At 44.2% G+C, this 20151-nt stretch carries 17 protein-coding genes; 4 read left to right on the forward strand and 13 right to left on the reverse strand.

Going from position 1 to position 20151, the window contains the following annotated elements:
* Positions 1-45: 45 nt before the first annotated feature.
* Positions 46-1965 carry an ABC-F family ATP-binding cassette domain-containing protein gene (locus OCV77_RS03070; RefSeq protein WP_262573244.1) on the forward strand — a complete coding sequence of 640 codons (1920 nt, stop codon included), beginning with the start codon at positions 46-48 and terminating at the stop codon, positions 1963-1965.
* Here OCV77_RS03070 and OCV77_RS03075 read toward each other — a convergent pair.
* From OCV77_RS03075 to OCV77_RS03135, 13 genes are all read right to left on the reverse strand, one after another.
* On the reverse strand, positions 1960-3168 hold the full coding sequence (locus OCV77_RS03075; RefSeq protein WP_118796871.1) for an NADP-dependent isocitrate dehydrogenase: 1209 nt from the start codon (positions 3166-3168) through the stop codon (positions 1960-1962). The two genes, OCV77_RS03070 and OCV77_RS03075, sit on opposite strands and share 6 nt — an antisense overlap.
* A gap of 14 nt (positions 3169-3182) precedes the next feature.
* Positions 3183-3881, reverse strand: coding sequence for a GntR family transcriptional regulator (locus OCV77_RS03080; RefSeq protein ID WP_118796870.1), 699 nt, complete (start codon positions 3879-3881; stop codon positions 3183-3185).
* A gap of 17 nt (positions 3882-3898) precedes the next feature.
* The gene (locus OCV77_RS03085; protein ID WP_262573245.1) at positions 3899-5311 is read right to left on the reverse strand and encodes a beta/alpha barrel domain-containing protein; all 1413 of its coding nucleotides are present in this window, start codon (positions 5309-5311) and stop codon (positions 3899-3901) included.
* 61 nt (positions 5312-5372) lie between these two features.
* Entirely contained in the window at positions 5373-6284 is a 912-nt protein-coding gene (locus OCV77_RS03090; protein WP_262573246.1) for a S8 family peptidase, read from the reverse strand.
* A 66-nt stretch (positions 6285-6350) separates the two neighbouring features.
* Complete coding sequence (locus OCV77_RS03095) at positions 6351-9107, reverse strand: leucine-rich repeat domain-containing protein (protein WP_262573248.1); 2757 nt, start codon at positions 9105-9107, stop codon at positions 6351-6353.
* A gap of 19 nt (positions 9108-9126) precedes the next feature.
* Positions 9127-14205 carry a leucine-rich repeat protein gene (locus OCV77_RS03100; protein ID WP_262573249.1) on the reverse strand — a complete coding sequence of 1693 codons (5079 nt, stop codon included), beginning with the start codon at positions 14203-14205 and terminating at the stop codon, positions 9127-9129.
* A 49-nt stretch (positions 14206-14254) separates the two neighbouring features.
* Entirely contained in the window at positions 14255-15436 is a 1182-nt protein-coding gene (gene srtB / locus OCV77_RS03105) for a class B sortase (protein ID WP_262573250.1), read from the reverse strand.
* Positions 15437-15557: 121 nt separating this feature from the next.
* Positions 15558-16172 (reverse strand): PilZ domain-containing protein, encoded by a 615-nt coding sequence (locus OCV77_RS03110; protein WP_262573252.1) that lies wholly within the window; start codon positions 16170-16172, stop codon positions 15558-15560.
* 104 nt (positions 16173-16276) lie between these two features.
* Entirely contained in the window at positions 16277-16570 is a 294-nt protein-coding gene (locus OCV77_RS03115; RefSeq protein ID WP_118796864.1) for a hypothetical protein, read from the reverse strand.
* Between the two features lie 78 nt (positions 16571-16648).
* Positions 16649-17266: a PrsW family intramembrane metalloprotease gene (locus OCV77_RS03120; RefSeq protein ID WP_262573255.1), complete on the reverse strand. Its 618-nt coding sequence runs from the start codon at positions 17264-17266 to the stop codon at positions 16649-16651.
* Positions 17263-17889, reverse strand: coding sequence for a histidine kinase (locus OCV77_RS03125; protein WP_262573258.1), 627 nt, complete (start codon positions 17887-17889; stop codon positions 17263-17265). The genes OCV77_RS03120 and OCV77_RS03125 overlap by 4 nt, the downstream gene beginning before the upstream one ends.
* Positions 17873-18244: a DUF4179 domain-containing protein gene (locus OCV77_RS03130; protein WP_262573259.1), complete on the reverse strand. Its 372-nt coding sequence runs from the start codon at positions 18242-18244 to the stop codon at positions 17873-17875. The genes OCV77_RS03125 and OCV77_RS03130 overlap by 17 nt, the downstream gene beginning before the upstream one ends.
* The gene (locus OCV77_RS03135; RefSeq protein ID WP_118796860.1) at positions 18234-18779 is read right to left on the reverse strand and encodes an RNA polymerase sigma factor; all 546 of its coding nucleotides are present in this window, start codon (positions 18777-18779) and stop codon (positions 18234-18236) included. The genes OCV77_RS03130 and OCV77_RS03135 overlap by 11 nt, the downstream gene beginning before the upstream one ends.
* Positions 18780-18969: 190 nt before the next feature.
* Between OCV77_RS03135 and OCV77_RS03140 the strand changes: the two genes are divergently transcribed.
* The 3 genes from OCV77_RS03140 to OCV77_RS03150 all read left to right on the forward strand — a co-directional run bounded on the left by OCV77_RS03140 (position 18970) and on the right by OCV77_RS03150 (position 20115).
* Entirely contained in the window at positions 18970-19206 is a 237-nt protein-coding gene (locus OCV77_RS03140; RefSeq protein ID WP_118796859.1) for a chorion class high-cysteine HCB protein 13, read from the forward strand.
* Between the two features lie 140 nt (positions 19207-19346).
* The gene (locus tag OCV77_RS03145) at positions 19347-19856 is read left to right on the forward strand and encodes a hypothetical protein (protein ID WP_118796858.1); all 510 of its coding nucleotides are present in this window, start codon (positions 19347-19349) and stop codon (positions 19854-19856) included.
* Positions 19846-20115, forward strand: coding sequence for a hypothetical protein (locus tag OCV77_RS03150; RefSeq protein ID WP_118796857.1), 270 nt, complete (start codon positions 19846-19848; stop codon positions 20113-20115). The genes OCV77_RS03145 and OCV77_RS03150 overlap by 11 nt, the downstream gene beginning before the upstream one ends.
* The last annotated feature ends 36 nt before the right edge of the window (positions 20116-20151 follow it).

Below are 20151 nucleotides of genomic sequence, written 5' to 3' on the forward strand. Positions count from 1 at the left end.
CTACACTCTAAGATGATAAAAACAAATACGAAAAGGACATTTTTTATGATTTTATCCTGTCAGAATCTATCCAAAGCCTTTAACGAAAAACCCATCCTCAAGGATGTTTCCTTCCATATTGAAGAGCACGACAAAGCAGCAATTGTTGGTATCAACGGAGTGGGCAAAACTACTCTGCTGCGTATCATCGTCGGGGAGCTGCCTGCTGATTCCGGTATCGTCACCCTGAAAAAGGAGGCCTCCTTCGGCTATCTGGCGCAGAACCAGAATGTAAACAGTGAAAATACCATTTATGAAGAATTACTCTCTGTCAAAGCACCTGTCATTGCCATGGAAAAACAGCTCCGTGAAATGGAAGAAAAAATGCATACTGTAAACGGCCGTGAGCTGGACAGCCTCATGGAAAACTATGCCAGGCTGAACCATCAGTTCGAACTGGAAAACGGCTATGCCTATCAGAGTGAGATCGGCGGTGTGCTAAAGGGACTTGGCTTTGCCGAAGAGGATTTTGGCAAACAGATTTCCACTCTCTCCGGTGGTCAGAAAACAAGAGTCGCCCTGTCAAAGCTCCTCCTGAAAAAACCGGAGCTGATCATCCTCGATGAGCCAACAAACCATCTCGACCTGAATGCAATTGCCTGGCTTGAAAACTATCTTCTGAATTATAAGGGTGCCGTTCTTACTGTTTCCCATGACCGTTATTTTCTGGATCGTTTTGCCGGCAAGATCATTGAAATTGATCAGACAAAGGCTACCACCTTCCTTGGCAATTACACAGCTTACGCAGCCAAAAAGGAAATTCTGCGTACTGCTGCAAGAAATGCCTATTTGAACCAGCAGCAGGAGATCCGTCATCAGGAGGCAGTCATTGAAAAGCTGAAAAGCTTTAATCGTGAAAAATCCATCAAACGGGCAGAAAGCCGGGAAAAGATGCTGAATAAGATTGAAGTCCTTGAAAAGCCAACGGAAGCCCGGGCTGATATCCATATGACACTGACTCCCCGCTGTCAGAGTGGAAATGATGTTCTTCATATAGAGCATCTTGCCAAATCCTTCGATGACCTTTCCCTGTTCCAGGATATCAGCATAGATATTAAAAGAGGCGAACACGTAGCCATCATTGGTGATAACGGTACAGGGAAAACCACGATCCTTAAGATCATCAATGACCTTGTTCCTGCCGACAGTGGTACGATCACGCTTGGTACAAATGTACATATTGGCTACTACGATCAGGAGCATCATGTCCTGCATCCGGACAAAACGCTTTTTGACGAAATTTCTGATGAGTACCCTTCTCTTACCGGTACCCAGATCCGTAATACACTTGCAGCTTTTCTGTTTACCGGTGATGATGTATTCAAACTGATCCGTGATTTAAGTGGTGGAGAACGAGGCCGCGTTTCTCTGGCTAAGCTCATGCTTTCCGAATCCAACTTCCTGATCCTGGATGAGCCGACAAACCACCTTGATATCGCCTCCAAGGAAATCCTTGAGGATGCGGTAAATGCCTATGAAGGAACTGTCCTGTATGTTTCCCATGACAGATACTTCATTAACCGGACGGCATCCAGGATCCTGGAACTATCTGGCGGCCAGCTTACCGGCTTTCTTGGAAACTATGATTATTATCTGGAAAAGAAAACCGGTGATCTTCCAAACGGAGATCTTGCTGTGAAAAATACTGTTTCCAAAACCCCTGCCCCGCCCTCCGAGGGCATGCAGGACTGGAAAGCCCAGAAGGAGCAGCAGGCAAAGCAGCGCAAGAAGGAAAATGATATCCGGAAATGTGAAGAAGAAATCGCAAAGCTGGAAGAAAAAGATAAACAGCTTGATAACGAAATGGCACTTCCCGAAAATGCGACCAATGTGGCAAAGCTTCAGGAGCTGACAAAGGAAAAAGAAAGCATCTCTGCAAGACTTGAAGAATTATATGAAAAATGGGAAACGCTGGAGGCCTTATAAGGCTTCCAGCGTTTTTCTGATTTCTTTGATAAAGTTCTCACTGTTCAGAACTGTTACATTTTCAAGGGATGTGATCAGGGCAAGATCCTTTGTCATCTTACCGTCTTCGATCGTCTTTAAAGTTGCTTTTTCCAGCCTGTCCGCAAAGGCGATCAGATCATCAAGGCCATCCAGTTCCCCTCTTTTCCGGAGTGCCCCGGTCCAGGCAAATATCGTTGCCACAGAGTTTGTAGAGGTTTCCTCCCCCTTCAGGTGCTTATAATAATGTCTCTGTACCGTTCCATGTGCTGCCTCATACTCATAAACACCGGCAGGGGATACCAGCACAGAGGTCATCATGGCAAGGGATCCAAACGCAGAAGAAACCATATCACTCATCACATCACCGTCATAATTCTTACAGGCCCAGATGAAGCCGCCCTCTGCTTTCATGACTCTGGCTACCGCATCATCGATCAGCGTATAGAAATAGGTGATTCCTGCATCCTTAAACTGCGCTTCAAATTCCTTTTCATATACCTCCTGGAAAATATCCTTAAAGTCATGATCATATTTCTTGGAAATAGTATCCTTAGTTGCAAACCACAGATCCTGCTTCGTTGCTAATGCATAGGAGAAGCATGCTCTCGCAAAGCTGGTAATGGATTTGTCTGTATTATGGATTCCCTGGATAATACCGCTTCCTGTAAACTGATGGATCAGTTCTCTTGTCTCTGTTCCGTCCTCTGCTGTAAACACCAGTTCTGCTTTTCCAGGTCCCGGCACCTTGATCTCTGTATTTTTATAGACATCACCATAGGCATGACGTGCCAGTGTGATCGGCTTCTTCCAGTTTCTGACACAGGGCTCGATTCCCTTTACTACGATGGGCGCACGGAATACAGTTCCATCAAGGATCGCACGGATCGTACCATTCGGACTCTTCCACATCTCCTTCAGATTATATTCTGTCATTCTGGCTGCATTTGGTGTAATGGTCGCACATTTAACAGCCACACCATACTTTTTCGTAGCCTCCGCACTCTCCACTGTTACCCTGTCATCAGTCTCATTTCTATGTTCCAACCCAAGATCATAATATTCTGTCTTCAGATCAATATAAGGAATAAGCAGCTCATCCTTGATCATCTTCCAGAGGATCCTGGTCATTTCATCCCCGTCCATTTCCACGAGCGGGGTGGTCATTTTTATCTTCTCAGCCATATGCTCTTTCTCTCCTATTCCTGCTCTTCATTCTTATAAATATCGTACAGGCCATTCTTTACCATGTTATTATAGGCATTATTCATATGCAGGGTTGCCAGTCTTTCTGCTTCATCTGCATTGCCTGCCTTGATAGCCTCCATGATCTGTCTGTGTTCATTATTGGATGCAATTCCTCTTTCCTTCGTGGAAAGCGTCTTCTGTCTGATCCTTGCTACATACTGGTGAAAATCTACAAGCAGTCTTTCCAGCATCTTGGAATTGCAGGCATCATACAGGATATGATGAAACCTGTTATCCAGCTCCGTCATCTGTTCCATATGCCCCTTGGACGCATGGAATGCTGCCAGATATACATTCTCTTCCAGTTCTTCAAGCTGCTCCTCTGTGATATTCTCCGTGGCAAGTCTTGCACACATTCCCTCCAGGGAGGAACGGATCATGTAAATGTCCTTTACATCCTTGGCGGTAATACCTGTCACATAGGCACCCTTATTGGGAATGATCTGGATCAGTCCCTCCAGTTCAAGCTGCCTGAAGGCTTCTCTTACAGGCGTTCTGCTGACTCCCAGCTCTTCCCCTATGGCAACCTCCTTCAGCTCCTCGTGCTCTTCATACTTTCCGCTTAAAATATCCTCCCGGAGCCTGTTAAACACTCTGCCTCTTAAGGAATATTTATCTGTTACTTCTTTTTTTACATCATAACTGCTCATTCTGTTATCATTGCCCTCTAACCGATAGTTGTGTCAAGCCTTTTGCAGGCTATTGCGATCTGCTCGATCAGCTCTGCATCTGTTATGACAGTCACACGGCCTTCTTCATATTGTTTGTCTACCCATTTCTTGACCTCTGCAACGAGTGGGCTTGACTTGTCAAGCTGCTTCTCAGCCTTCAGCTTGAAATAAGTATTGATCCAGTGTGCAATTCCTGCAAGACCGGATGTGTTGCTGACTGCACAGAGTGCCGGACGGTTTAAAAACTTGTCCGTATCAAATATATTATAGATCTCCTCATTTTTCAACAGTCCATCTGCATGAACTCCGGCACGTGTCACATTAAAGTTCTTTCCTACGAAAGGCGTCCTCTCCGGAATATGATAGCCGATCTCCTTTTCATAGTACTCGGCAAGCTCAGTGATCACAGTGGTATCCATACCATTTAAATCTCCCTTTAGCTGGGCATACTCAAATACCATGGCCTCAAGAGGCGTATTACCGGTTCGCTCACCGATACCAAACAGAGATGTATTGACACCGGAGCATCCATACAGCCATGCCGTTGTGGAATTGACCACTGCTTTATAGAAATCATTATGTCCATGCCACTCGATCATTTCATGTGGTACACCTGCATGGGTATGCAGCGCATAAATGATACCCTGTACACTTCTCGGGATAACAGCACCCGGATAATTGACACCATAGCCCATGGTATCGCAGGCTCTTACCTTGATCGGAATCTTATACTCCTCCATCAGCTTCATAAGCTCCAGACAGAATGGCACGACATAACCGTAAATATCCGCTCTTGTGATATCCTCCAGATGGCATCTGACACTGATGCCTTCTTCCAGGCAGTCCCTGACAATGCTTAAATAATGCTCCATTGCCTGGCGTCTTGTCATTTTCAATTTCAGGAAAATATGATAATCAGAACAGCTCACAAGAATACCGGTTTCCTTCATTCCGATCTCCTTGACCAGCTTGAAATCCTCCTTGCTGGCACGGATCCAGCTTGTCACCTCAGGAAACTGATATCCTCTCTCCATACACTTGTATACAGCATCTCTGTCCTTTTTGCTGTAAAGGAAAAACTCGCTGGCACGGATCATACCATTTGGTCCGCCCAGTCTGTGCAGATAGTCATAGATCCTTACAATCTGCTCTGTGGTATAAGGTGCTCTTGACTGCTGTCCATCACGAAAGGTAGTATCTGTGATCCAGATATCCTTAGGCATATTGTGAGGCACGATCCTGTCATTAAAAGGGATCTTAGGTACCTCTGAATAAGGAAACATATTTCTGAATACCTGCGGTTTCTCTACATCATCCAGAATATACATATGCTCTTCTATCTCGAGCAGATTATTCTTGGAATTTAAAAACACCGGTCTGTCTAAAAAAACATTGTTTTCTTCTGCCATCGCACTATCTCCTCCTGAACTATTCCCAAAGTCCATGTATAATTGTATACAATAAAACATCTCATGTCAACAAAGAATTTATCTCTATCATGCCAGCTCCCTGCTTGCTCCACGGCTCATTCAGATCTCTTGCTGTCATTATCAGCTTATGCTTTGCCTGTTCGTTTGTCATCTTCGGATATTTTTGTAAAAGAAGTGCCAGAGCTCCTGACACGATCGGTGTTGCCATAGAAGTTCCACTCTTTTTGGTATAGGCATTCCGATACCGGAACCCTCTTTTTTCAAAGAAAGCATTACAGGAAATAATATCTGTTCCCGGTGCCACAATATCCGGCTTTCTCATATCATAGGGACTTGGTCCCCGGCTGCTGTACTCCTCGCAGAGATCTTCCCTTTCTCCAAAATATCCATCCTCATTGCAGCTTACCGTGATCACCTTTTTACGTGCTCCAATAGGTGAAATGGTCATTGCTCCCGGACCTCCATTTCCGGCTGCACATACCACAATGATCCCCCGGTTCCACACCTCATCTACCAACGAAAGCAGCTCCCGCATCCGTTCCTCATCTGATGCTTCACCCATACCAATAGAAATATTCAGTATCCTGATCTGAAATTCTTCCTGATTATTCAATATCCACTCCAAAGCCCTTGTCATGCTCTGGAGCATGCCGTCTCCACGATAATCCAAAACCTTTCCTACGATCAGTCTGCATCCGGGAGCAATCCCCCGGTATCTTCCCATAGAAGCCCTTCCGCTTCCACAGATACAGCCTGCTACATGAGTACCATGCCCGCTGTCATCATAAAAATCCTTCCGGTCATTGACAAAATCCCGAAACAAAAGCAGCCTGTCATCAAAATCCGGATGTCTGGCTACTCCTGTATCCAGCATAGCTACTGTAATTCTGTCCCTCCCACATTCTGCAAGCAGTTTATCACTAAACCCAAGCTGTTCTCTGACACGAAACATAAAAAAGACTCCCGGCTTTTTAATTATTCTATGCCAGAAGTCTTTCTGATGCGCTTTTATTTCTTTTTATTTCTTTTTTCGTTTCTCATTTCCCCTGTAGAAAAACAATGCTACAGAAGCAAAAAACAATCCGGCTGCAAATGCCCATTTGGGATGGGAATAATCACCGGTATCCGGAGTATCATCTTTATTTCCGGAAAGTCCGATCAGTGCACCGCCATTGATCACTTGTCCCTGTCCTACTGCTTTACTGCCATGATACAGCCCATAAGGTGAAAAATGTCTTGCTGTAAACTGGATGTAGTCGCCATCCTCCAGGGAAAGTACCTGGAACTCTGCAGCCTCAAGCTGTCCATCCTCATCCAGTGTCACAAGATGAAGATTATCCGTTGAAAGTCCATCCGGTACCGGAAGCTGTATTGTCATATACTGTCTTCCCAGTTTCTTTATGGGGATCTGTCCTGTACTGTCTTTCAGGGAAATATCAAATGCTTTCAGGTCAGAGGGCTGTGCACCTCCATATAATTCTCCATAAGCAGCGGTAATCTTTGCTGCTGCATCATCGGAATCATCAACCGTCAGCAGGTAGCTCCCATCATTTCCCGGCATGGTTGCCATGGTGTCTGTCCCGTCATTTCTGATCTGGCTGCTGTTTATCCGGACACTTACCCCTGTTTCTGTGGTCTGTGCCTGTGGTCCTGCCAGCTCTGCCAGTACATTCTGGTTTTCCTGTCTGACACTTCCCTTCATACCAAAGGTTCCATTCTCCAGTACTGTTCCTGTTAAATCTGTGATCTGGTCACTGACAACTGCCGTCCTGCAGCCGGAAAATACCAGACTTCTGGACTGTGGCATGGAAAGTCTTTCTGCACTGCTTCCAAACGTCATGACAGGCAGCGTATCTCCTTCAAAGGTTACCGTATCAGTTCCTCCTTTGCTGTCAAAGGCCGCGATTCCGATACTTTCTACAGATGCCGGGATCACGATCTTTGATAACGGACAGTCCTGAAATGCTCCGGCACCGATCACTTTACATTTTTTTCCACCATTTACCGTTTTTAAATTCTTACAGCCCGCAAAAGCGTTTTCACCGATTCCGGTCAGGCTGTCCGGCAGATTTACTGCTGTAATGCCCATATGATCCCTGAAGCATTCCGGCACGATCCTTTTTACACCTGCAGGGATATTTACAATACTGTCATTTCCATCATAGGCAAGTAATATCCCATCTCCCACTACCAGATAAGGATAGGACGCCGAAGCTCTCATGGCATTCTGGATCCAGGGTGTCTTTGCAAAGGCATTACCCTCAATCTGTGTCACACTGTCCGGGATTGAAACCTCCGTCAGACTGTCACAATGATAAAAAGCACCATATCCGATCGTTGTTATGCCATCCGGGAGCTGTATTTCCTTAAGTGCACTTCTTGCAAAAGCAAACTCTCCGATCTCATGGATCCCGTCCTCTATCTCATAAGTATCAATTGTCCCATCCTGATAATAGGCTTTAGAGGCAATCTTATCCCCGACTACTGTATACTTTGGAAAATCCTTTCCTTTTTCTGCATTCTGTGCCAGTAAAGCCCCAAGGCCTTCTGTATCTCCACTGTTGTTGTCAGTATTTGCCGCATCCTGCAGATTGACCTTCCCATTGTTTCCGGCAACTACATCGGACTGCTTATTATCAATAAATACAACTGCCTTTCCAGCTACAATACTGGATTCCCCAAGCAGCCTTTCACTGTTATAGCTTCCCTGTACCACATGAACCTCAGGAGGCACTGTGGCTGACGGTGATGGTGATGGTAATGGTGGTGGTGACGCTGATAGCTGCCCATCTGCAGCTTCATCTGTTCCTGTACTCTGTGCATCAGCATTTCCTGTAACTGCATCCGGTGAAACTACCTGGGTATCCCCGGTCTCTTCATATTCTACAGTATCTGCCTGGGCTGCCTTTCTGTCTGCCGCATAGGCCGCCCCATAGGTTCCTGGAACTGTTTCAAACTCCACCTTACTGCAGCCATCAAAGGCTGTATCGTGAATATTATTGATAGATTCCGGCAGATTGACCTTCGCCAGATTCACACAATCCTGAAACGCATCTGCCTCTATGGTTCTTACCGGAAGAGGAATCGAAACCTCCTGAAGATTCATACAATTGGAAAAGGCATATGCCGGAATATTCGTCAGTGCACTGTCCAGCTTCACATAAGACAGATATGGGTTCCCCCAGAAGGCATATCCCTTGATCTCCTCTACTGTAGATGGAAGGGTAAAAGCCTCCTTCTCATAGCCGGGAAGAAGTGCATAGATGATCTTCTGTTCATCGTCATAAATCACTCCGTTACTGTAGCTTAAATAGGTATTTCCTGCAGAGAGCTCCACACTCTTCAGGCTGCTGCAGCCGGCAAAGGCACCGCTTCCTATCTCCTTCACCTGATCTCCAAGCGACATATTGACAAGCGATGTATCATTACTGAAGGCACCCATACCGATCTCCTGCATGCCATTTCCACATCTCACAGTCCGAAGGCTTCCACAGTCTGCAAAGGCTCTGTAATCAATCTTTTCCACCTGATCTCCAAGATCAATCTGGATCAGATCATCATTCCCAGAGAACGCTTCTTCTCCAATTTCCTTTATCCCATCAGGAACAGACACGGTCTGAGCCGTGCCTGTATATTTTAATAATTTAGTTCCATCTGTCTGAAAGTCAGAAGATACCACCACACTGGCCTGCGCATCTGACACAGGAATCTGAGTGACTGCTATGGCAAGCGCCAGCAGCATGGCACTCAGAAGTTTCGCTATTTTCCTGCTCATAATTTCTCCACTCTTCCAATCAGCCTGCCTTTTTTATATACACCCTGTCCTTCTTAAAGAACAGTACCAGTGAAATACATGCCATACCGATTGCCAGGAACCACTTGGGATGGATCGGGTCACCTGTCTTAGGTGTTGCATCAATCGTACCTGAAGCTGTCAGGTCAGCTGTATTTACATAAATCGTATACGGAGAGAAATGGGTCGCTGTAAAGTTAATGCAGGGAACACCATTTACTGTTGTAAACTTCACGCCAAGACCTTCCAGGCTTCCGTTAGCAACTGCACCGGCCTTGTTATTGCCTGCATACTGTACCAGTTCATCCGGGATCGGCATGGTAATATTGACAGAAATTCCTGTCGTATCTGCTATCTTGGTCCTTCCGGTTGAATCATAAAGACTGATATCCATCGGGAAATACTGGATCCTGCTGATATCACCATATTCCGCCTGCAATGCTGCTGTTACAGCATCCGTAGCGCTCTGATCCTCCGTGATCTTGACAACAAAATTATCCGTTGCTCCTGTTACAGTTGCTCCGGCCAGTCCTGTATTGGATACACCCGGCTTCGTGATCTCTACTACTGTTCCTGAATTATTTCCTGTATTAGCTGCTCCATTGCTGCTGTTGCTGCTTCCGCCATTGCTGCCGGAACCGCCACTACCCGTTGCTGCAGTTCCTTTCCCTGCCTTATAGGTTGCTGTGATCGCAACATTGGCTGCCGGCATCGTAAATGTTGTAGAAGATGCACTGGCATTGGCAAAGCCTACTCCTGCAGTAGATGTTGTCCACTTATCAAAGGTCTGTCCCTCACCCATAAAATATGCGTTGATCGCTACTACTGCCCCGGCTGCATAGCTGCCGCTTCCGCTTCCACCGGATACACTTACGGTATATTTCTTCGTAGAATCTCCTGCTCCTGGACTTGCCGTAGGTGACGGAGATGCGGAGGACTTGGAACCACTTCCGCTGCCGCCTCCATTATTTTCAGAATCACCTTTCTCATAGGATGCTACTATACTCATATCCTGTGTTACCTTTGAGAAGGTATCCGGTATCCACGCTACAAACTTATAGCCACTCCTTGCTGGCGGCATTGGCGCCGTTGCTGCACCTTCATGGTCTACATACTGTGTACTTATGACCGTCTTTCCATCATATGCGTAAAAGGTAACCGTATGCCTGTTGGAAGATCCGGAATTATCCGAATACTGGGCGATCAGTGTTACATTTGATGTTACGTTATTATAACCATCCTTAGGCATCCATCCGGTAAATGTATATCCAGTTCTTGTCGGGTTAGCCGGCGGTTCAGCACTCTTTCCGGCTTCGACATCCTTTACTTCTTTCAGAAGGGTTCCATCATAATCCAGGAATTTTACCGTATACAGGTCAGATAAGTACTCTACATTAATATTATAATACTGACCATAATCATCTGCCGAGGTACCCTTATAGGTATTAATCGTATTGGTAGATACATGCTCAAAGGCATCACTTACAATATGTACTTCTTTGCCGGGAATCGTTACTTCAATTCCTGTGTTTCCACCAAAAGCTTTTGTGTCTATACGGTTTACTGAATCTGGAAGTCCGACTTCATTCAGCATATCGCAGTCATTAAAGCAGTTCTTAGGAATTATTTTCAGATTTTTGGCATCATCCAGATATACCTTTACGACATCATCACAGTCTTCAAAGGCTCCATCCTTAATTTCACTGACATTAGAAATAATAGGATCCGTCGATGATGCTACGATAGGACTGCTTCCCGTCTTTCCTCTGGAGGGCAGACACTCTTCTATCGTGTAAGTTCCATCTTCATTCACAGAATATACAATACGGTTCTCCGCTGCGAAATAATCATTTCCCGTAATATCAGTTAATGAATCACATCCCCTGAAGGGCGCTGTGCCAATATCAGTACATGCACTGCCCAATGTAACACTTTGCAGTCTTTCACAGCTATCAAAGGCATAATCCGGCAGATATTTCACATCTGTCATCGTAACAGACAGAATTCTATCATTTCCCTTATTTTCTGTTTCATACTGCTTTTCTTCAACACTTCCACTATCATAATCCTTATAATAGCCGCTGAAGAGCCCGGGAATGGAATCATCTGTGCTTCTGGTACACATCTGGTAACTCTTATATCCCTCATCCGAGGAATCAAAATATGTAGTCACATTTCTTGTGTTCTCAGTTGCATCGAAAAATTCAGTTGCATCTATAGAGGTTACTCCAGCAGGAACCACAATATTCAGACAGGAGTTGATCCATTGCAGCTCTTCATCAGTAACAGCTTCAAATTCTCCTCTGGCACTGCTTCCCCGTTCATAATTTTTCTGTATACTATACTTGTTTTCCGGCAATTTATAAAAGGCACCCGGTGTTTTTGCACTCAATACTCCGCTATTTGTACACCATGTACTAAAATCCTTTACATAATCGTCATCAATCCACGGTCCATAATAAACACCTTTATACACATTTTCCTGGTCTTCCGGTGTAGTAGCAGCTGCCCACTGCTTAGTAAAGTCAATACGATATCCGTCATAAGCAGTCTGACTGCTTCCATACTTTTCTGTATAATACTTCTCCATTGCAGCACAGTAGTCCGCATTACGCTCATCAAGCTCATTATACTTGGGATAATCCAGGAGCGTTACTTCACCAGACTTATTGTCATACATAACAGTCAGGAAATCCGGTGCCAGACTCTTGTAACATATTCTTTTACCTGCATCATCTATTTTACTGCTGTCTTTATCAGTTGCAAAATCAAACGGCGCATATCCAGGCACAATATCTCCATGGAAGGTCAGTTCATTACTGGTCGTTTTAAATGCATTATTTCCAATTGTAAAGCCATCATATCCAACTGACGGTGTATGGAATGTTACATCGATCAGTTTAGGGCAATCTGCAAAAGCACTGTCCCCTATGCTCTTTACAGAATCTCCTATTTCAACGCTTTCCAGATTACCAAGTCCCTTAAATACTTCTGCATCGATCGTCTGGATAGAATTATCCTCAATCGTAATAGACCTGATTGCATCTCTCAGCTTATCATCTGCAAAACAGCCATTGCTTATTTTGGTAATAGGATAATTTCCGACCTTGCTCGGAATAATGAGATCGATCGGATATGCACTGGTGGTTCTGTCTATCAGCTCGCAGGAGGTCAGTTCACCATTTTCATTTGCCTGCAGCAGATATTTACCATCACTTACTTCATAGCAATTTACTCCATTGGAATCCACGTAGTTGTAGGGTACAAAATTGGAAACCTTAGTAAAGGCATTCCAGGTGGATTTTCTTGGAAATGCAGTTTGTCCGGAAAGATTCGTCTCCGGTCCCTTAACCTGAAAATCAGGATTGATCACATCCAGGAATAACAGATTATAATCTGCTGACGTATCAGTTGCGTTAAAACCGACGAATCCATTGATATTGCTTCCTTTTGCTGGCGAAAAATCAATTTCCCTTAAGCTTGCACAGCTTCGGAACATTCCGGAAGGAACATTCACCTTATTGGAAATTCCAGTACCGTAGTTGCTCGGGAATTTTACAGTTTCAAGATCGGTTCTTCCTGCAAACAGCAAATCTCCCAGCTCACTTTTATTCTTTTCTCCTGTAATGCCATTGGGTAAGGCGATATTTTTAAGTCCCCCTGTCGGTGCACTGGAAAGAGCAAATACACCTTCGCCCAAGTCAATAACACCGGAGGTGTCCATCTGAATACTCTGGATAGCCGGATCATTATAGAACGCATAATCATCGATCGTGCATTCTGTCGTGATCGTATTTAAATTCACTTCATTTAAATTGGAGCAGTTTGCAAATGCGCCATATCCGATCTCTGAAAGCAGGGAAGGAAAGCTTACCTGTGTAATTCCTGTGCCATAAAAGCATTCCGCTCCTATCTTACTTGTATATGACAGGGATACCGTTTTCAGATCAGAACAGTTTTTAAAGGCTCTGTTCCCGATATGCTGTACATTGTTCAGCTCCACATTCTGGATAAAGCTTCCTACAAAAGCCTCATCTCCTACATATTTCAGTGTATCAGGCATATTCAGAGTATTAACGTTCGTAACACCCTTAAATGCATTACTTGCTACACCAAGAACAGGCATCGGTGCCGTTCCAGTTACAAGGAAGCCCAGTTTATCTGTATCTGAAGTAGCCGTATCTGCCTTTACCAGATAAATATCTGCTTCTGTTGCTTCCGGCGTACCATCTTTTGCCGGTACCAGTGCAAAGTCACCATACACACTGATTGCAGGTGTCTGGTCACAATAATACTTATATTTCTCGGCAGGTGAAAAATCATTAGCAGGCACATATTCCAGTTTTGTTGGCTGTGATGGTGCAGGATCATTTAATATGGCAGGCTTTTCCGGTTTGTTCTCTTCTATGGCTCCAGCTTTGTTCCACTCATCAATAGCGTCATTATATGCTTTTTCTGCTTTTGTATACTTCAGGTAATAATCACATTTTTCCATGAAGGTATCGTATTCCTCCTTACGATACTTTTCAATCCACTCCATTTCTTTTGTCTTTTGTCCGCTCGAATTGTAATTCAGGTAATCTGGATCATAGGCAAATGAAGTTTTCTGGCTTCCTGTTCCTGTGTTATAGAAGCTATCGAATTCCGTCTTGTTTACCTTCATATACTCATTGGAGGTATAACTGTCTATATTAATCTCTGATTCCTGAAAGGTATCATTGTAATCAGAAATAATAGCTGCATTCGCATTATTAACCTGTACCACATAATATTTAAACTGCCAGTTCAGGGACCATGTACCGCCATTGTCTCTTACATAGTAGGAAGTATTTGTCGGCTTATTTCCAGGCCCTGACAATGCTGTCTGCATATCATAAGAAATATCATGATTTGCTGAATTATAAGAAATGTTATTTCTGGTATCTTTTACAGAATCAGCTTTCAAAGTCTCGGCCTCTATATCCTGCACAGGTATCGCTGCTACTGCTACCGCAGATGCCATAAACAGTGCACCGACTGTTTTCCTTATCCTTCTTCTGAGTCTGAGATTTTTTACCTTTGTTTCCTTTGCTTTTGCCATCAGATTTTTCTCCCTATTCATCTTTGTATCCTTCTATCGATCAAAGACCTTATAAAATCTTTTTTGCCACTACCACAAATCTTCCGTCCTTCTGCGAATTATCACAGGTAGACAGGGTTAACAGGCTGTCTCCATAGCCTGCTGTCACTCCCGTGTCATATAAGGAAAGCTTCTTCATCTCCTCCATATATGACTGAAACTCTGTTCCGGAATTTGCATTAATAAACTGATAATATTTAAAAACAAGATCATCTTCGTTGTACACCTGGGAACGGAATACATACATTATCTCATAGGTTCCCTTTTCATAGATGGTGTCAAACTGAATTTCTTTATGTTTTTCATAATAGGATTCCTTGGCATATTTCTGAAGCTGTCCAAACATCTGCCCGGACTTCATATGATGCCCGTATATGATCAGGTTCGTGCTTCTTGGATACACACTACAGGAGCAGTCCAGAAAAAGACTGCCATTTTTGTCATATTCCTGATTAAAATTATGCTCAAGGTAATACTTGTTATCCGATGTCTGCATGACAGGATAATCTATTATTGTATCGTCAATTTTAAGCCATCCGATTAGCTTTTTATTCTTTTCAAATAAGGTTTTATATTCGTCGAGTATCTCAGGCATATCCTCTGATGTCCTGTGTACTGTAACATCATTGCCCATATTTAGCTGGCTCAGTGTCCTGCTTCCTTTTAATTCTGCAAGACTTTCATAATCCATGCCTGTCCTTGTACTCTGAAAATAATAAAAACCAAAATACCCAAAGCAGACCACTGCGATCCCGGAAGCCAGCACTACGATCAGCTTCCGTCTTCTTTCTCTTTTCTTCAGCTCCTTCTGGATCTGTTTCTCCAGATTTTTGTCAAACTGCGCTGAGTGCACAGTCTGATTTTTTTTCTTTTCTGCGGATTTTTCTTTTCTTCCTGCTTTTTTCTCTTTTATGTATTTTCTTTTAGTGCCTGCATTACTGGCGGTGATTCCCTGTGCTTTAAAAGCTTCTATTTTTTCATATATCTCATCATCAAAATCAGTACCAACTACTGTTTCAAACCGGAAGCTCCCACTCTGCAGCTCTGCATATAATTCATATACCTGCTTCGGATTCTCCTGATCCAGTTTCTTTTTGATCTGCTCTATCTTTTTCAGATCCCGCAGCGCTGCTTCATAATCAGCTCTGGTTCTGAAACGTCTGCCGGCTACTGTCAGCATATCTGCCGTCATGGCGCCCACTTCTCCTTTATGACATATATAATTTATTTTACTATATGTTGAAATTTATTCAAGACTTTTCGCTATATATCGAAATAGGAAAAAGGAACTGCCGCAAAACAGTTCCTTCTTTTCATTGTCCAATTTCTCTTGTCAGTTCTTCCAGAAGCTTTTTCTGCTTTACCTTGATGTAAGGAAGCAGCTCCTCGCTGCTCTTTTCTTTCAGCAGCTTACAGCCATACATGATCTTGCCATCATCAATCTGTTTGCTCCAGACGATAATCCCTTGAATCACAAAGTCAAATTCTTCGTCTTCAACATGAAGCTCTGCAAAAGTTCCTTCCTTCAGTGCTGTGCTTTCTCTTCTTACGATACGGAAGCCCTTTTCGCTGACATCCACGAGCAGCACAAAGCTGTCTTCTCCCTCAATCTGGCAGTCTACCGGGATCCCTATGTAGATACGGAACGACTCCCTCTTTTCCTGAAGCCTGTCCTCTTTTTTCTCATTACCAACTTCTGCTCTGTTGATCCATTCGATCTTCTTTTCACCATGGTCAAATGCAACTGCCTCTATATCATAATCCGGAGAATTCAAATCAATATTCAGTCCCTCATAGTAATAAATATCGATCTGGCATCTCTTCTCGGAATTCCTTCGTATTTTTCCCCAGATTTCAGTTTTCTTTTCGCCGTCCCGGGATGCCTCCAGTCTGATCGGTGTTCCTTCTGCTAATTCGGATAATCTCATGGCTGATCTCCTTTGATTTGGTTCTTTTCATCCTGCTTATTATCCCTCATCCAGCTCCTAAAGTCAATGTATGCTTCTTCCATTCTTACATAATGTGCAACAGTTCATTTCTTTTCTTTCAATCTGATACACAATGCAGTAATCACGACTGCCGCCGCAAAAGAAACAACTCCTGTCAGCACATAGCCCCCGGCATCCTCATGCAGAAGAATAGCGCCATACATTCCCTGTGCCGTGATCTGTGTCTGCCCGGTCACAGCACCCGCTGTTCCCACAAGAAGCACGAACAATACCATGCACAAAACAGACAGCCGGCAGATCAGACTCCTTTCCTGCCAGTATCGTTTTTCAAGCACACGTTTTTTCACCAGCCTGACACGCTTTTCTGTATCATACATATTGTCTGAAGCTCCTTTCCTAATACATTGCAAAAAAAGATTCTTTATTATCTTAGGTACAGAAAATCAGAAAAACTCTCACCTTTTTTTAAATATCAGTTTTCCGGCTGCCAGAATCATGACAGGCAGGGCATATGCAATATACTGTGCTGCGCCTCCATAAGCGATCAGAAGATTATATGTCGCGTGAAAGGTAATAGCAGCCCCGAGCAGGCCACAGGTTCCGGCGATTTTCAGCCATGCCCGCTGCCATGCATACGCAAGCCCATCTCCCACGATTGCACTGCATATTACGTGCATTGCTCCCGTTCCAAACCCGCGGAAGAAAATGAATGAAAAATACTCTGCGCCATTTTGTATCAGATAACAGACATTCTCAAAGGTTGCAAAGGAAAGACCAACGATCATGGCAGCCGTCTTGATCTTCCCCGGCTCCGGTTCAAATATAAGAAGAAAAAACAGCAGCGGTAGAAACTTCATCACTTCCTCTACAACCGGAGCAATCTCTGCAGCAGCCACAAATGCATCTGCCTTGTACAGCGCAGCAAAAAATGTATTGATATAAGCAGAAAGCATACATGCACTCATTCCGGCAAAGCAGAAGAAAAAGAAACTGATTTTCCGTTTCCCCATGCAAAGAGCCCCGATCAGCAGCGGTGACACCATACAGATGAACACATTTTCTATGTAAGTCATGATACCACCGCCCTTCTTGTAGCAGGCAGCAGCCACAAAATACAGCAGGTCAGCAGAATATCAAACCAGAAATTGGGATTTAAAAAACTGTTGTTCTGCCAGAAGCAGCCTGAAATCCAGAGTGCATACTCTGCAGCCACATAGCATAAGACTACGATGTGAAAATACTTCATATTTTTCTCACACCCTATCTGTTTTTCTGCATAGAAAAGCCCCCTGATGGAGCAGTAAGAAATAATGATCAACATAGCGCACCATAGCAGGTTGGACAAAATATCACCATAGCTGCAGAAAAACAAAAACAGGGGAACCCCAATGATCAGCGAAAGCCATGCCGCGTTACATTTGAAAGAACGCTCTTCCCCACTGGACAGCGTATATTGCAGAATGCGAAGGAAAATAACGCTTGAGATCCATCCAAACTCTGATACATAAAAAACCTGTGGCGTTTTTGAAAACAACAGCAGATAAAGTGTCCAGTAAAGTGCGCCAAGTGTAAAACAGCCATAAAAGCAGGTCAGCAGGAAATAAGCCTGACTGCGTTTTTTCCAATACCGGATACCCGCAAGACCAAACCCCAGCAGGGCAGCCAGAAATTGTAAAAGATTATTGATCAGCTCCATCCTCTCTGTCCCCCTTTTTATCTTCTGTATCCTGGCTCTGCCCATCCAGCAGGCGGATGCGGAAGCACAAAATGGTAACACATATGCCAAGTAGAAAAGCAAGCAGCCCTATGGCAATATAGCCAAGTGCTTCACTGTTGCCAAATATGCTGGCTGCCATATCATAATTGGAATAGCTGTTGTTCCGGTTCCGGCTGGCAGCATCAGGTATGAAAAAGGAGAGACAGATGATCAGCACAAGGCTTGCTGCTACTGCACAGATGCCAGTGATCCGGCTGCGGTGCAGTCTTTCCTCTCTCTCTCTTTTTTCGATCCGCCGTTTCACCTCGGCAATCCTTTCCTCATTACTCCGCATTTGTGATTCCCTCCCGTTCCAGTAATCCGCACAGTCTTTCTTTTCCCCGGTACACCATGTTTGTGATCTGCTTTACGCTTTTCCCCATAACCTCGGCTGCCTGCAAATAGCTCATGCCCTCAAAATAGGTCAGATAGAGAGCCTCCCGGTAATCCGGCTTCAGCTCTCCCATACAGAAATGCAGGATCCGGTTGCGCTCTCTGGTCCGTACAACATCCTCCACCAGCATTTTCCCATCTGGCTCTCCATCCAGGTCATCAAGGCTGAAGGAATGTCTCCGTTTGCTCTTATGACGCAATGCCATGTGTCGCGCTGCTTTATACATATATGCTTTCAGTCCTCCATCCCGTATGTGGGGCTTTTTCGTAAACAGATAGGAAAAAACCTCTATCATCAGGTCCTCAGCCTCGTGAACATCCTGCAGATACCCGTTTATGTACATAGTCAGCGGATTACCGTATTTTTTCATTAATTCATCAAGTCCCGTTTCATCTCCATTTACGTACCGCCTGTATAATTCTTCATCGGAAACCATGCCGTTCACTTCCTTTCCCCTTGCCAGCCCTGTACAGATAGGATATCTATATCATATGCAAATATCAGTATATTTTCAAGAATGACGTTTTGGCCAGTTTTTAAAAATTTTCTGTCCCCCATAGAAACACATACAAGCCTGCCTTCATAAGATATAGCATAAAACAACAAACCCTTTTGGAGGCAATACCATGAGTGATTTAACAGCTACCGGATGTGGATGCACATCCAATACATCTTCTAATTCCGGATGTGGATGCAGCACCATGACCTGGATCATCATCTTACTGTGCCTGTGTGGCGGATGTGGCAACGGCTGTGGTAATAACAGTCTTTTTAACTCTGGCAACGGCTGCGGATGTGAAAGTATTCTGATCATTCTCTTACTTCTTGGCTGCTGTGGCGGCAACAGCTGCGGATGCAACTAACAGCTTCTGATTCTTTTCATCATTTCTGAAGGTAGGTCCTGAAAAGGGCCTACTTTTCTGCATAGGACCGGTAGTCAGCTCATACATTTAAGATAGCAGAGAAAACAGCTTCATCCGTCAGGCATTGAAAGGAGGATTCCATGGAGCAGCAGGATGGGAACAAGGTAATGGCATTTGACACATTATTCAGCACGAATCATATTGCCATGCTTAAGATCCTTCTTTCCTGTCTGGACTATCAGGCTCAGAAATCCATGGCTGTTTATATTAAATTTCTTGAGCTGCAATATACGATCCATTATTACAACCAGAATCCTCATCCTCTCTGCGGCTGCACAGGACCGGACGCTTCCCGTGATCTTCCCTCTCTCTGTAAAGAGCTTCTTCCGTACTGTGATGAAAAGGAAAAGAAACAGATTGAGCAGCTCTGCAGCCTTTTCCAAAGCATGGAAATGTACCGGGAATTTTCAAAAACGATGGAAACCATGAAAGATATGATCCCCGGATTTGCTGATATGTCTGATCTGTTTTCATCCGGTGATCCTTCTTCAGGCTCTTCACCGGATATCATGTCGTTACTAATCAATATGCTCACTCCTGAGCAGCAGGAAATATTTCAGATGTTTGGAGGTAACCATAATGACAAATGAATGGATGCAGGATGAATCCCTGCAAAATATCGATCCCTATAAGCTGGAATTCCTTCAGGCGCTGGTTTTTGAAAGCAGTAATCTGCGTAAAGAGCAGCTCCTCCCATTTTTAATGGCAGTAGCCAGACGGGGACAGGAAAAGAAGGTCACGTTCTCAGATGAGGAAATCAGCACTATCGCCGCTGTGCTAAAGAAGCACGCCACACCAGAAGAGCTGTCCAAAATGGATAAGATTCTTTCCATGCGGGCGCGCTCCTGATCCTGCGTGCAGAAAAAAAGGGGACTGCAGACTGAT

Origin of the sequence: Suilimivivens aceti (assembly GCF_025567405.1) — a bacterium.
Lineage (GTDB): Bacteria > Bacillota > Clostridia > Lachnospirales > Lachnospiraceae > Suilimivivens > Suilimivivens aceti.

What these genes read in the sequence shown, in the direction of transcription:
- OCV77_RS03070 (WP_262573244.1), top strand. Translation starts at nt 46, where the DNA reads ATGATTTTATCCTGTCAGAATCTATCCAAAGCCTTTAACGAAAAACCC.
- OCV77_RS03075 (WP_118796871.1), bottom strand. Translation starts at nt 3,168, where the DNA reads ATGGCTGAGAAGATAAAAATGACCACCCCGCTCGTGGAAATGGACGGG.
- OCV77_RS03080 (WP_118796870.1), bottom strand. Translation starts at nt 3,881, where the DNA reads ATGAGCAGTTATGATGTAAAAAAAGAAGTAACAGATAAATATTCCTTA.
- OCV77_RS03085 (WP_262573245.1), bottom strand. Translation starts at nt 5,311, where the DNA reads ATGGCAGAAGAAAACAATGTTTTTTTAGACAGACCGGTGTTTTTAAAT.
- OCV77_RS03090 (WP_262573246.1), bottom strand. Translation starts at nt 6,284, where the DNA reads ATGTTTCGTGTCAGAGAACAGCTTGGGTTTAGTGATAAACTGCTTGCA.
- OCV77_RS03095 (WP_262573248.1), bottom strand. Translation starts at nt 9,107, where the DNA reads ATGAGCAGGAAAATAGCGAAACTTCTGAGTGCCATGCTGCTGGCGCTT.
- OCV77_RS03100 (WP_262573249.1), bottom strand. Translation starts at nt 14,205, where the DNA reads ATGGCAAAAGCAAAGGAAACAAAGGTAAAAAATCTCAGACTCAGAAGA.
- srtB (WP_262573250.1), bottom strand. Translation starts at nt 15,436, where the DNA reads ATGACGGCAGATATGCTGACAGTAGCCGGCAGACGTTTCAGAACCAGA.
- OCV77_RS03110 (WP_262573252.1), bottom strand. Translation starts at nt 16,172, where the DNA reads ATGAGATTATCCGAATTAGCAGAAGGAACACCGATCAGACTGGAGGCA.
- OCV77_RS03115 (WP_118796864.1), bottom strand. Translation starts at nt 16,570, where the DNA reads ATGTATGATACAGAAAAGCGTGTCAGGCTGGTGAAAAAACGTGTGCTT.
- OCV77_RS03120 (WP_262573255.1), bottom strand. Translation starts at nt 17,266, where the DNA reads ATGACTTACATAGAAAATGTGTTCATCTGTATGGTGTCACCGCTGCTG.
- OCV77_RS03125 (WP_262573258.1), bottom strand. Translation starts at nt 17,889, where the DNA reads ATGGAGCTGATCAATAATCTTTTACAATTTCTGGCTGCCCTGCTGGGG.
- OCV77_RS03130 (WP_262573259.1), bottom strand. Translation starts at nt 18,244, where the DNA reads ATGCGGAGTAATGAGGAAAGGATTGCCGAGGTGAAACGGCGGATCGAA.
- OCV77_RS03135 (WP_118796860.1), bottom strand. Translation starts at nt 18,779, where the DNA reads ATGGTTTCCGATGAAGAATTATACAGGCGGTACGTAAATGGAGATGAA.
- OCV77_RS03140 (WP_118796859.1), top strand. Translation starts at nt 18,970, where the DNA reads ATGAGTGATTTAACAGCTACCGGATGTGGATGCACATCCAATACATCT.
- OCV77_RS03145 (WP_118796858.1), top strand. Translation starts at nt 19,347, where the DNA reads ATGGAGCAGCAGGATGGGAACAAGGTAATGGCATTTGACACATTATTC.
- OCV77_RS03150 (WP_118796857.1), top strand. Translation starts at nt 19,846, where the DNA reads ATGACAAATGAATGGATGCAGGATGAATCCCTGCAAAATATCGATCCC.